The following is a 13,242-nucleotide window of genomic DNA, read 5'->3' as shown; positions in this document are numbered from 1 at the left end:
GCGCAGAGTCCTGCGGCCCTACTGTTCCACGAGTGGAAGGTGGACCAGGGTGCGTTGCCCGTTTTGCACCATGAATCCGCGGCCCGGCGGGAATTCGTGGCGCTTGACGCGCGGGAAGGGCACCTTGAACAGCGAGTCCCCGTCGTAGGCGTCGGGCTTGAGCGCGATGCCGTGGCGGTTGGACTTCAGTTCGCCGAGCAGTCCGAAGCTGGAGGAGAACGCGTTGATGTCTCCGTCGGCGATCAACAAGTGGTCGGAGCGGTTGATGGCCTTGAGCAGTTCCTTGAGCGGCCGCTCGGCATCCGAATCGGCGAACTCGGTGAAGTTCTCCACAACGAACACGATCTTGCCCGGCATGGAATCGTCGGCGACCAGATCCAGCATGTCCTTGGCGAACTGCCGGGTCTCGGCCGGGCCCGAGGCCGCGCCGTTCCAAGTCCGCCAGCCGCGCAGCTCGGCGCGCCGGCCGCCAATGTGGAAGAACTGGGTGGCCGGGTTGGCGCGTTCCAGCGCGGTGACCATGGCGCGCATGGTGTTGGTCTTCCCGCTTTGCGGCGGCCCGGCGATGACGAAGGTGCCGATGGGCTCGAAGCCGCAGGGTGCGAGGGTGGCATCCGACAGGCCGATGGCCGGCTGCCCGTTGACCGTGTCGGGCAGCGCCGCCGCGGAGAATTCCTGCGGCAGCGACTCGACTCCGGCCGCCTGCGGGGCACCGGAAGCTGCCAGCTCTTGGGCCCAGCTGGTGGTCAGCGCGGTCTGCTCGGCCACGTTCGCGGTGCCGCCCAGCACGGCGATCTGCGCCTCGTGGCCCTTGATGATGGCGCGACCCGGGGCACTGCGTTCGCCCAGCACATCCTTGGCCACGCCCAGCACGTTGTAGGCCTGCTCGTCGGCCATGCGCAGCACCACGCGCTGGGTGATGTTCGCGCTGATCGCGGTGGGCACCGCGCCGAAGCGGTCGGCGGTGGTGACCACGTGCACGCCCAGCGGGCGGCCTTCGCCCACGATGCGCATGAACACCTGGTAGTACTCGCCGCGGCCGTGGCCCAGCTCCCAGTCGCTGCGGAACTGGCCGAAGCCGTCGATCAGCAAGAAGATGCGCGGCTCGGACAAGTCCCCGGTGACCTGGCGGTATTCGCTCAGAGAGGCGGCGTTTGCGGCCGCGTACCGGGCCGAGCGCTCATCGAGGTGCTCGGCCAGGATGCGGAAGACGCGCTGGATGCGCTCCACGTCATCGCCGCCAATCACCGCGCCGACATGCGGCAGCGGATCGAGCGACCGCAGCGAGCTGGTGCCGAATTCCAGTGCGTACACCGCTGCGGTGCCGGCCGAAGGGTTGGCTCCCGCGGCGATCGCGATGCTGCGCAGGGCCGCCGATTTGCCCGCGCCGGAGGTGCCGTAGACCAGCAGGTGGCCGTCGGTATCGGGTTCGAACCAAGCAGTTTCCTGGGCCTGGTGCTCGGGGATGTCGGCCAGGGCCAGCGGGATCCGGCAGTCCGAATCCGGGGCGAGCTCGCGCAAGTCCACAGTGGCCGAGAGGTCATCGAGCCAGGGCCGGCGGGGTGCCGGGATCCCGGCCCCGTTGGATGCGGCGATGAAGCTGGAGACCAGGCGCTTCTGGTCGTTCGGGCCGCTGTTCTCCTCGATTTCCTCGGACCCCGCATCAGGCTGCTCCCAGACGCGCGCGCCGCCGAAGCGCAGGTCCTCAACCCGCACTTCGGCCGCTTCGGGCTCATCGGTGGTCCAGCCTCCGGCGTAGCCGGACTGGAAGGGCACCAGCCGGCCCGGGCCGGTCTTGGCGATGCCGCGGCCGGGCAGCGACGGATCGAAGCCGGCGGCGATGGGGTCCTCCACCACGTCATTGGAGTCGGCGGCGTCGGCCATGCGCAGGGCCACGCGCAGGTTGGTGTTGGCGCGCAGGTTGTCCTTGATCACCCCGGCCGGGCGCTGGGTGGCCAGGATCAGGTGGATGCCCAATGAACGGCCGCGCTGGGCGATGTCCACTACGCCGTCCACGAATTCCGGGACCTCCCCGGCCAGGGCGGCGAACTCGTCGACCACCAGGACCAGCGCTGGAGGGGTCTCCGGGTCCTGGCGCTTTTCCAGCTCCAGCAGGTCCTTGGCCTTCTTGCGGTGGAAGAGCTTCTCGCGGTGGTGCAGCTCGGCACGCAGGCTGGTCAGCGCGCGGCGGACCAGGTGCGGGGAGAGATCGGTGACCAGCCCGACGCAGTGCGGCAGCTCCACGCAGTCGGCGAAGGCCGAGCCGCCCTTGTAGTCCACGAAGAGGAAGGTGACCCGGTCGGGGCTGTATTCGGCGGCCATCGCCAGCACCCAGGCCTGCAGGAATTCGGACTTGCCCGAGCCGGTGGTGCCGCCTACCAGGGCGTGCGGGCCCTGGGTGCGCAGATCCAGGCTCATCGCATCCGGGGTGCTCTGGCCGATGTAGGCGCGCAGGGTTCCGGCGCGCTTGAGCCGCGGCCGGGGCCCGGTGGAGGCGCGGTCGATCACCGAGTTGTTCTGCTTCCAGCGCTCGAGCACCGCGTCCGGTGCTTCGGCCAGATCGGTGCCCAGGATGCGCAGCAGCGACACCGAGTCCGGGATATCCGAAGAGTCCGGGACCAGCGAGCTGGAGTCAACGATCGGAGCCAGCCGGCGGGCGAAGTGCTCTGCATGCTCACGCGAGACTCCTTCCACGGTCACCTGGCGGGCTTCTTCGCCGGCGCGCACCCAGCCCACGCGGGCATCCTCCAGGCCCCGGGTGACATCCACGAAGGTGCGGCAGGCCGCGGGCAGGGACTGGACGGTGGGGGCCACGAAAATCGTGTAGATGCCCACGGCCGGTCCCCGCTCGATGATCTGCGAGAGCCGAGCGCGGTCCACCGGGGCGTCATTGCTGACGAACAGCACCAGCGAGAGGTCCTTGGCTAACGGCACGCTGGTGTTCTGCTCGCCGGCTTCCTTGCCCAGCTCCATGGAGGAATTGCGGGTGGACAGCGGGCCCAGCCGGTAGGAAGCCGGGTCGTTGCGCCGGGCGATGAGCTCTTCCAGGGCGTTGAGCAGCACGGTGCCCGAGGTCTGCGTATCGGCCAGCGCCAGCTGGGCCAGCGGGGAGCGCGGCCCGGTGGTGTGCGGCAGCCACTTGAACCATTCCAGGTCCCCGGTCCAGGCCGGGTCGATGATCGCGGCGGTGCACAGGTCGTTGGGGGCGTGCAGGCCGAAAAGCTGCACGGCCAGCGAACGCAGGACATCAGCGGACTGCAGCCGGGGCCCGGCAATGCCGATGGCGCCGGCAGAGGGCAACAGCTCGATGATCGGCACATCGTCGATCATCCGGTATTGCTCGGTGAGCTCTTCGACCCGTTCCACGTATTCCTGCAGCCCGGCCCGGTCAGCCAGCGGGGCCACGGTGGTGCGGCTGCGGGCGGTTCCCGAGCCCAGCCGCAGGGAGAGGAAGTTCCAGTGCTCCGGGCGCCGGGTCCAGAGCAGCTGGCCCAGGGACTCGGCCTGCTCGAAGACCGTTGCGGTGGCTGGGGCTTCGCTGCGCCGGTGGGCGCGTTCGGCTTCCTCCCCGGCCAGCAGGCCATCTTCCAATGCCTCGAATTGCCGTTCGAAGGTCTCGATTTCCAGGCGCAGCTTGTTGTTGTTCTGGGTGCGCTGGCCGATCAGGTTGCCCAGCATCATCAGCGGCGAGACCAGCACCACGATTAGCGACAGCGCGCGCTGGGTCAGCGAGAAAATGGTCAAGCCCATGATCAGCGGTGCGAAGATCATCGGCCAGGGGAAGAGCTTGGGGCTGGCTTCCTGCGGGATCGCCGGGCGAGGCAGTTCCTCGCCGGGGTAGCGGATCTCCACCCGCGGGGAGCGGTTGAAGAGGATCGAGCCGCCCATCTCGTAGACCGGGGACTGCCCCGTGGCGGTCCCGTGCAGCAGCTCGAAGTAGACATCCGTGGCGCCCAGGGTGATCAGCTGGCCGGGGATCACCGAGACGCGCTGGGCCAACCCGCCATCCACTAGGATGCCGTTGGCGGAGTTCAGGTCCACCAGCTCGATCTTGCTGCCCACCTCGATGCGCGCATGCCGGGTGGAGACCATGCGGTCGTTGAGCACCACGGTGGCCTTCTCCGAGCGCCCCACATAGGAGGTGCCGGCGGGCAGCGCGAAGGCCATGCCGGCATCCGGGCCGTTGGCTACTCGCAGCACCGCGGCCGCCGAGCCGCCCGAGACGAAGGCATCGGTAGTCGGCACGACTTCGATGGTGAAGCCCGAACCCAGTTCCGCTTCGGCCAGCGGGGTGTGCGGATCGAGCTGCACCGGCGCGGTGCCGGTGGCCGTGGCCAGCAGCGTGGGATGCTCGGGAACCTGCTCCCCGGCCAAGGCGCGGGCGGCATCTCCCACGGTGGCGGTCGCATCGCAGGTCAGGATGACGTCCACGGTGCTGGTGTCCGGTCGCCTGAGCGTGGCCTTGATTTTCACTTGGCGGTCTCCTGGAAGGTAATGCGGAAGGTGCGGCTGCCGACTTGGACGACGTCACCGTCATTCAGATGCAGGCGGACATGGGGCGGTGCATTGTGCGGGGCGCGGGAGGCGACGATGACCTGGGTGCCATTGCTGGATCCCAGGTCCATGATCCAGGCATTCGCCCCGTCGCAGCCGAAGGCCAGGTGCGTTTTGGACATCAGACGTTCCGGGTCCTTCAGCGCGACCAGCAGTTCATTGCCGGTGCCCGCGGTGGCCTGGGGCGCACGCCCGATCAGCCCGGATTCGGGAACCGGGATGTAGGACCCGTCGTCGAAGGCGAAGGCCGCGCGGCGGACGATTCCCAGACCTTGCTCCGAAGGCGAATGCCAGTCGCTGTTTTGCGCCCCGACAATGCCCGCGGTGGACCGGGCACGCGAAGGCACGGCGGCCTCTTCGCGCTCGGCGTCATCTTCGATCGTGCCCAGCGGCGGCAGATGCTCGGAAATGTCCCGGTCCGGGCGCGAGAGCAGGTATTCGGCACGGGCCAGCGCCCGCGGGTTGGTGGGGTCCAGTCCATTGCGGATATCGACCACATAGGTCTGGGCAATCTTGTCCAGCCAGCCGCGGCCGTGCTCCTTGTCGAACAGGCAGGAGACCAGTAGCAGGACGGGGCCGATGAGCGGGATGAGATGGCTGAGCAGGAAGGCGAAAGACGCGACCATAACGCGGGGGAAACCCGGTGCGGCGAAGCGGCCCAGTCCGGTGGCGCGCAGTCGCATCGCGGACTTGCCGGGCGATGAGCCCTTGCGGCTGTTCATCGTGAGCAAGACAATCAGGTAGACCAGCAATAGCAGGGCACTGACCGCGGACAGGACCAGCGGAACGGTGGAGTACTGTCCAGTCACCCGGAAAATCACGTAGCCGATGCCGGCGGGCAGCAATGCAGCCAGCGAAATAGCGTAGTCGATAAGGTAGGACCAAATGCGCAGGCGTGCTTCGGCCGGCCGCATTCCGAGGGTGGAGGATTTGGCGAGGGCTGCTGCTGAAACGACGTCCATGGGACCTTTCTACTTCAGTTCAATGCTGGCCTGCCACGGGGAGTTCTCCCCATTGAACGGAGGCCATCTGCCACATTATTCTAGACTGTGAACGAACTAGAGTGGCCCGGCAAGCGGGCCAGTCGACGAGTTGAGGAGCATTGTTGTGACTGATTTCAAGGCCAATTACGGCGAAATGGAAGCCATGGCATCGAAGCTTGATACCGGGCGCGAAGACCTGGATGGCGTTCTTGAGCAGCTGCAGTCCGGCGTGGACAAGCTGCTGGGCGAAGACTTCACCACCGAGCACGCTTCGGGCCAGTTCGGCGAAGGCTACAAGGACCTGAACGATGGCTTGAAGAAGGCTTTCGACGGCATTAATGACATGGCCATCGCCCTGCGCGACATGATGGAGCAGATCCAGGACACCGACCGTTCCATGGCTGGCAAGTAGGACCATTTTTTACGGGGTAATGTGGCCGCCTTGGGAAATTACGGGCGGCCACATTTTTCTTGCACCGCCTGATCCTTGAATACCGAATTGTCCTGCAGCGTCGTCGCTGGATACCTGAGGAGTCGTTTGCACTATGGCCGATGAAATCTATTTGGCGCGCCTGGAAGAAATTGTCACGGAGCTAGGCAATAGTATTAAGGATTTCGAGAATGCGTCTGACTTTGCCAAGGGCATGGCCGGCTCAGTGGGAGACCCGATGGGCAAAGGCGATCTGAAAGACCGAGTCAAGGACTTCGAAGACAACTGGAACGATACCCGTGATGACCTCCTCAAGAATCTTGAAGGAGTGCATACCGGGTTGAAGGACATCAAGGATGGATTCGAAGAGTGGGATCTGGAAACGAAGAAGGCCTTCTTGAATTCACGTGCTTCCGATGCCCCCAAAGAAGCTAAGTAAACTGAGAGAGTTGACGACATGACCTTGGAATCGCCAAAGGGTACAACCCTGCAGCTCATCGACGGAAATCCTGATGACCTGCTCCGGAGCGCCAAGGACTTGATCACCTCGGGCGAGGAGATGGAACGCTCTGCGGCCAGGCTGGAAGACATCAGTAACGGGACGTCGGATCTGAAGTCTGAAGCTATCGCCAAGCTGCGTGAGAACGCTGGAGACGTATTTCCCGAGTTGCGCAAGGCGGCCATTCGATACGACGGCACAGGCCAGGCCCTGAAGAAATATTCCTATGCTTTGGACCGGGTCCAAGGCGCGCTCCAAATGTGCACCGCTGAGGGCGGAGTGGATTCGTACACGACCTTGAACGCGCTGATCACGGACATCGAGGATGCGCACCAGAGCGTGCAAACCAAGAGAAGCCAAGAAGACACCGCCGAAGGCGCGGTAGATGATGCCGACGGATTCCTCGGCTTCAGCGAAGGGACCGACGAGGAAAAAGCGGAAGCCAAAAGCGACCTGACAGAAGCAACCGCTGCGCGCGAAGAAGCCGAAGAAGAACTGCGTGAGCTGTGGGGCAAATTCGACGGTCGCGTTTCCTATTGGGAAGATGCCTACGATGAGGCAGTCGGCGAAATCGAGGATGCCTTCAAAGCCGCGGACAACGATGACAAGTTCCTCTCCACCCTGGGTTCGGTTCTAGGCTGGATTGCCTTGGGCGTGGGTATTGCGGCCTTGTTCATCACTTCGCCGGTGTGGGGACCGATCGCATCAGCAATTGCGGTGATCGCTGCCGTTGCCGTGGTGGCAATCGAGGTCATCAAGATGGTCCAAGGCGATGGCGACTGGACCAGTTTGCTGATAGCGGTAGTCGGAATTATCCCCTTCGGCCGTTTTGCTGGAAAAGCCTTCTCCGGCTTAAGCAAGGCATTTCCCTCGGGGATCAAGGCAGGATCCAAAGCGGGACCTCGGAACATCATCAAGGCCTTTAGCAAAACGCGTTCCAGCACGGGGCGCGGCATTGTCAGGTCTTCCATCAAGTCGGGCACCAAGCGCCCACCGAAAACTACGATCCGTGGAAACCGTCCGACCAAAGCCAAGATCCGGCGAAATAACCGCAAGATCGAGCAAAAGTACCAGCAGACCGTTTCCGGCAAGACCAACAAGTATTTGGATGGCTTCAACAAGGAATTCAAAGGCGACTGGAAGACATACGTGAAGTACATCTCGGAGGGAAGCGCAACAAAGCATCGCGAAATGGCTGCCTACATACTGAAGAACCCTGACGACATGGGTCCTCAGGCCAGAGCCTGGGCGGAAAAGATTGCGAAGCACGGGAACTGGGAAGACCGGGGCAACGTCATAGTGACCGCGCCTCCTAGCCTCTGGGACCTGACTCGCGAGAAGTAGCTTCGGCGCGGAGCAATCCGTAAAGTGAACATCCGAGCCACACATTGAATTTGCGGGAGAAACGATGAGCGCAACACCACCAGCGTCGAAGGCGCGTCCCCGAGGCATCGGATACAGCTTGCTGTATCCGGCAGGTTGGCGCGAATTCAACACCAGTGTTGAGCACGAGCAGGCTTTGACGAAACTGGTGACGGCAGAGCCCAAGGCACTTGGACGCGCAGACCTGGTATTGATGCTTCGACGGCAAATGCACCAGACGTTCGAGTACTTGAGGCGCCGCGGATCACTTGGCTTCGCAATGCCGGTAGAGAAACTTGCCGAGGGGGGAATGCCGGTTTCCGTGATCATGACCCCACTCAAGGTGGGATCCTCCGGCACTCTGCTGGAAGCTGCGCGAAAGGCCGCAGGCGGCAACCAGATCGAAATCGAAGACGCCGACGGAGCAGACTGGTACCTCTGGTCTTCCGTAGAGCAAGCCGCCGAATCCCCAGAGCTCAAGAACAATGGCCTGAACATGGTTGTTCCTCGTCCGTTGCCAGATGGAACCATCGATCCGGATCCAAAAGCCGGATTGTGGCTGCTTTATTCCTACGCGCACGTTGAGTCGGAGAATGGTGAGGCATTCTCCGAAGGATTAAAGTCGTTGGGCTTGTCGATACTGGGAACTTTCAAGTGGGTGCCAATTCAGTGACAACATACGAGATTGAACCGGATCTGGAAATTTGGATTCCGGTACCTCGCTCATTTCCTGAAGATAGTTGGGATACGGCAGAGCAATGGGCACAGGACCTTGCGGAATTGGCCATCCCGGAAGATCTTGAGCTGCGGAAGGTCTATGAGCAGCTTGCTTTGGACGTGGCGAACAACCAAATAGCCGAAGCCGAGCATACGCTCTGGTATTCGCCTGAAGATGGACACGCACTGGGCACTGCCCATTTGATAGTTCTGGATGACGACCCTGCCTTGAGTTTGGAGGAACTGGCCCAGCCGGACTACGAATCGGCGGCACCGGTCCAGATGAGCGAATACCACTCGGAGTCACTTGGACAGATCATCCAATTGGCGTCCGTCATCGCGCTGGATGGGCAGCGGGAAGGAAACGGATCAGCAGTGCTGCCGGCCATCGGGCATGTCAGAACCGTAGCGCGGGGACATGGACTGCTCTTCCTGCTCGAGGCGTTCGACTCCGACCTCTCGACTTTGAATTTCATGATGGACCCGATGATCGATCTTTTCGATGCGGTGATCTTCGACAACGTTGACCATGAAAGCGAATTAGGCAGCATATGAAGACCTCTAGATCCAGATTGCCCGAGCACAATGAATTCGTGGCGTCCTCGCTGTATTTCTATCCGCGGATTGACAAGGGCTTCAGCCTGTTGGCTATTGGAATGATCCTCTTATTGATGGGCATCTACCTGATTGCCAACGACTTGCCGGAAACCTCAAGCTATCTTGCTCAAATTGTCCTTCAGGGTATCCCCACCGTAGTGGGCTCCATACTGCTGATCTTCGGCGCCGTCGCACTTGCCAGCGCAGTGAAGGGTGCCGGTAGAAAAGCGGCCGATGCCATCGATCTGAAGGTCAAGGCCAGTGGCCTAACAGTTCGCGGTGGGCACAAGATCGCTTGGGCTTCGATTGCTTCGGTCATGGGCGTCGAGCACGTCAACAATGCGAAGGTCCAAGTCCTATGGGATCGAGCGGACCTGAACCGGACATTAGAGATTTATTTGCACGAACCCGTGGAGGGTCAACCAGGAAAATTCAGGGAAGGAAAGCCCTATATTCAGGTGTCCCTCCGCCATTATCCTGCCGTAGAGTACCGCGCCCTTTACGAAAAGATAATAGACCAATTCGAGAATCGTGGCATCCCTCTCGCATTCGAGGCTAAACCTACTCAGTTCTGATTCAAGCGGCTACGCCAAATGACGTGCAAGAGGCGCCGCCTCCCCAGGAATTCGTCCGGGGTGGCGGCGCCTCTATTCGTGTACGCCCAGTGTGGGCATTTGCTACAGGGAAAATGCCCAAGGGAAGAGGGCGTTCAACTCCTGCATGAAGGCAACTGCGTCTCAGCTAGGGGGTGGGGAGGAAGCCAGAGGCAGAACTGTGCGCTGAGGAATATGAATCTCATGAGCGGCATGCGTACCGGGGGTAAGCCAGCAAGCGGTTGTGGAGCCAGTTCCTCCAGATTTGTTCCATTATCAACCGGCGGGGATGTGCATTAGCCGGAAGTTCCCTGGTCTTGACGACTGGGTGAGGCGACAGTCGCGTCAGATTCCTTGGATGGTGTGAAAGCGTCCCCGGACCCAGATGGCGGACCTTCGCCGTTTGGTGTTGCGAAGGACGAAAATAAACAGTCGGAAACGTTCGCTCGAGTACTGGCGTAATTCGATTTTCCGTTGTTCCTCGTGAATTGCCAACTGGGTATTGGGAGGCTTTGGGCATGGTGTTCTTTAGTCGTGCTCGGGATCGTATTCAGTGACGTGGCGAAGCGCCGGATGCTGGCCCGCATGCCCGGTGGTGCGAGAGGCGGGGCCAGGTACCCCGCCCGCTCGACGGCTTGCGGCCCATTGCTCTCCAAGCGCAGGCACGGACAACGTGCACAGGATGTGGCAGGCCATGGAACTTTCCTGGTGCATCTGGGCGCGATGCATTGAACTTCACCCGCCAGCACGATCCAGACCCCACTTGCGACGCAGCTGAGTTGTATGTTTTCAGGCGTTTGGCAGGATATGAAGCGACAGCGAAGTCGGGTGCTCAGTCGAGAAATGAACAGTATTTTCAGCGATGAGCTTTTGATTATCGCGGGCTGCGGAACCTCCAGTATTCGGATTGATGTCGAACCGGGGAAAATTGCTTGACGAGACGTCCAACCGAATACGGTGGCCAGCGGCGAACAGGTTTGCTGTCGACGGCGCAGCGACCGTTACCCGGTAGACCTGTCCTTGCTGCATCAACTCCGGATCTTTGTACGAATCCCGGTAACGCACCCGCATGATTCCCTCGGTAAGATTCATCGCGAATCCGTTCGGATAGTCTGCGCTAGGTGGGTACTCATCGATCAGCTTGATGGTCAAGTCGGTATCAGGTGCAGATGACGAAAGGTATATTTCGGCAGTGACGTCGCCCGCGATACTCACGGCAGTGTCGAGCACTGCCGACCGGAATACTAAGACATCGGCACGATCGGCCAGGCTGACGGGGACAGAGTCGAGCGCTCCTGACGGTGCCACTTGGTCGTATGCTCCGCCTCGCATGAGCGGCTCACCGCTGGTTACTTGGCCGCCCACGGTCGGTGCAGGATCATGAGGATCGAAAATCAGCGTTGAATGGGCCTGGCCCGAGAACGGGTCCGCTCGCATGCCACCGTCCGGGTGCAAGTACATGGTTGTCTTCGCCGAAGTCTCTGGCGGCCAGGTAGTTGCGTGCTTCCACTGTCCTCCGTGCAACAGGCGGCCTTCGTCAGTTGCCGTCCCAGGACCACCTCCCATCATGAAGTACGTGACCTTGTGGCGCGGAGTTGCATTCCTAGCCCGGCCGAGCACTTCATCCATCCAGTCGGCCCGGAAGTGCAGGTAAGACGGTGCGAGGTTACCGTCGAAGTAGCCCCCGGTTCCGAAATCCACGTCTCCGGCATAATTCTGGCACCGCTTGCCATGGGTCCAAGGGCCCAGGAGCAAATACGCTGGACTGCTTTTCATGGAAGATAACTGCTGAAAGTTCTCAATGGCTGAGGAAATATATGGATCGTACCAGCTGGAGATATGGAAAGACGGCACGTCGGGAAAGCGATCATAATACCCGCGAGCATAGATTGCCGGGTGACTCCAGTACTCCCCAAATGACTCGCGGGACCACTGGTCAAGCAGATAGCTTTCGTAACTGGGAGCCAGGCTCAGGGGGGACTTGCCAGGGGTCCAAGGGGTCCGTTCAAACCATTCAGCTAGATCCACCTTGGCCAGGCCCGCGGCGATCTCGGGGCTGCTGGCAGCCTCTGGACTTCTGGCCGCGTGGCGGAACGCCCAAGTAGCCTGTTTCAGTTCGAAGGCCCCGCCCATCCTCATGCCCACTTCGTAGGCTGAAGAGAACCCGCCAGAGTCCATGAACATGCCTGCAAGCGATTCGGGAGACAATGCCGCTACTGCCGTCTGCGCGTGGGCAGAATAGGAAACGCCATTCATGAGCACACGCCCATCGCACCATGGCTGGTCGCGTATCCATGCAATGGTCTCGAAACCATCGCGTCCCTCATTGAAGTACTTTACGAATTCGCCGCCTGAACGACCTCTGCCGCGGCAATCCTGTCGAACTACAACGTAGCCCCGGCTAATGAAAAATTCGGCAATCTCCTCCGGCATGGGAACGGCGCTATGGCGAACAGACTGGTCGGAATCCCTTATGGCTCGCTTGCCATAGGGGGTGCGTTCCAGAATCACGGGGAGCGGCCCTTCATGTTGGCTGTTCCGGTAAACATCCGTGGCCAGCTGGACGCCATCGCTTAGAGTCACCATGTACTCCTGGATTTCCACGGCAACTTCTGGAATTGGTGTCATATCACCAGTTCGGATCGACAAGGCTCACTCTTTTCGCGTTCAATGCCGATCAAAATTGCGGGCTTGACCGGCGGCTAATTATCTACAATCGAAGATATCCGTCGTCGAGGTAGTCCATGAGACAATTGGCGCAAGTTAGCCAAATGTTTGTTGTGTACAGGGTCTGGGGAGGGAAAAATGGCTATTGCCTTGCAGTTTTCGGGCTTCAACCCCAGTGACCTCAAAGTGGCGAGTTCACCGCTGGCTGAGTTGATGGCCCTGCTGCATGTATGGGCCGAGCCCGATCACCACCTTGAATTCTCCGATGCTGTCCAGGCCCTCGCCAGCGGCGCGGATGAACCCCTGATCAGCGAATTCCAAGCGCTTTCACCGTTGTGGGCACGATTCAGGGCTCGATTCTTTTTCCCGCTGAGTTTGCAGCCCGGTTCCCTGTTCGATCGCGAGCTAGCCGCTTTGGCAGCAATGCCGGTGAGTGCCTTCGCTGGAATGGCAGCTGAGGCGCTGAGGGGGTTCAGCCAAGTGCAAACTATAGCCATCGATGTGCTCAGTGATAGCCAGGCCCAGCAGGAATTTCTGGATTCCTGTCGGTCACGCTCTGCGAGCCGCTTTGAACTGGCGGAACAATTGGTTAATGATCCGCAAAAATTCAGGAGCCGGATTATTCGGTTCTGCATCGAATGCTGGAACTCTTTCTTCGCGGCGGAGTGGGAGAACTTATACCAGGAGGCAAGTGGTTCCGCCGCTCAACTGACAATGAAGTTTAAGCGCTCTGAGCCGACCTCTGTGATTGCAGAAGTAGGCGCCACAGCGAAAGCTTTCCCTGGCGTTGCTTAGGTGCGTTTCGATAAACTCCAGCAACGCAGCGTGCCCTTGGCGCAC

The 13,242-nt window shown here is 61.2% G+C and carries 10 protein-coding genes; 7 read left to right on the top strand and 3 right to left on the bottom strand.

What is annotated here, in order from left to right:
* Positions 1-18 precede the first annotated feature (18 nt).
* A complete protein-coding gene (locus ACIOTL_RS00965; RefSeq protein WP_400341291.1) occupies positions 19-4,473 on the bottom strand; it encodes an FtsK/SpoIIIE domain-containing protein in 4,455 nt (1,484 codons plus the stop codon).
* Entirely contained in the window at positions 4,470-5,516 is a 1,047-nt protein-coding gene (locus ACIOTL_RS00960; RefSeq protein WP_388023348.1) for an RDD family protein, read from the bottom strand. Before ACIOTL_RS00960 ends, ACIOTL_RS00965 begins: the two co-directional genes overlap by 4 nt.
* A gap of 145 nt (positions 5,517-5,661) precedes the next feature.
* Between ACIOTL_RS00960 and ACIOTL_RS00955 the strand changes: the two genes are divergently transcribed.
* The 6 genes from ACIOTL_RS00955 (at position 5,662) to ACIOTL_RS00930 (ending at position 9,717) form a co-directional block, all read left to right on the top strand.
* Positions 5,662-5,949 (top strand): WXG100 family type VII secretion target, encoded by a 288-nt coding sequence (locus ACIOTL_RS00955; RefSeq protein WP_066141890.1) that lies wholly within the window; start codon positions 5,662-5,664, stop codon positions 5,947-5,949.
* Between the two features lie 133 nt (positions 5,950-6,082).
* Positions 6,083-6,406, top strand: a complete 324-nt coding sequence (locus ACIOTL_RS00950; RefSeq protein ID WP_105656206.1) for a hypothetical protein — start codon at positions 6,083-6,085, stop codon at positions 6,404-6,406.
* 18 nt (positions 6,407-6,424) lie between these two features.
* Positions 6,425-7,810, top strand: a complete 1,386-nt coding sequence (locus tag ACIOTL_RS00945; protein ID WP_332498720.1) for a hypothetical protein — start codon at positions 6,425-6,427, stop codon at positions 7,808-7,810.
* A 64-nt stretch (positions 7,811-7,874) separates the two neighbouring features.
* Positions 7,875-8,501, top strand: a complete 627-nt coding sequence (locus ACIOTL_RS00940) for a hypothetical protein (protein ID WP_388023343.1) — start codon at positions 7,875-7,877, stop codon at positions 8,499-8,501.
* The gene (locus tag ACIOTL_RS00935; RefSeq protein ID WP_388023341.1) at positions 8,498-9,100 is read left to right on the top strand and encodes a hypothetical protein; all 603 of its coding nucleotides are present in this window, start codon (positions 8,498-8,500) and stop codon (positions 9,098-9,100) included. Before ACIOTL_RS00940 ends, ACIOTL_RS00935 begins: the two co-directional genes overlap by 4 nt.
* A 38-nt stretch (positions 9,101-9,138) precedes the next feature.
* Positions 9,139-9,717: a hypothetical protein gene (locus ACIOTL_RS00930; protein WP_388023338.1), complete on the top strand. Its 579-nt coding sequence runs from the start codon at positions 9,139-9,141 to the stop codon at positions 9,715-9,717.
* An 807-nt stretch (positions 9,718-10,524) separates the two neighbouring features.
* On the opposite strand, the gene ACIOTL_RS00925 is transcribed toward ACIOTL_RS00930, so the two are convergent.
* Positions 10,525-12,384 carry a CocE/NonD family hydrolase gene (locus ACIOTL_RS00925; RefSeq protein ID WP_388023336.1) on the bottom strand — a complete coding sequence of 620 codons (1,860 nt, stop codon included), beginning with the start codon at positions 12,382-12,384 and terminating at the stop codon, positions 10,525-10,527.
* 156 nt (positions 12,385-12,540) lie between these two features.
* Here ACIOTL_RS00925 and ACIOTL_RS00920 point away from each other — a divergent pair, with 156 nt between their 5' ends.
* Entirely contained in the window at positions 12,541-13,197 is a 657-nt protein-coding gene (locus ACIOTL_RS00920) for a DUF5937 family protein (protein WP_400341290.1), read from the top strand.
* The last annotated feature ends 45 nt before the right edge of the window (positions 13,198-13,242 follow it).

Origin of the sequence: Glutamicibacter sp. NPDC087673 (assembly GCF_044743255.1) — a bacterium.
Classification (GTDB): domain Bacteria; phylum Actinomycetota; class Actinomycetes; order Actinomycetales; family Micrococcaceae; genus Glutamicibacter.
This window is presented reverse-complemented; position numbering and strand designations above follow the sequence as displayed.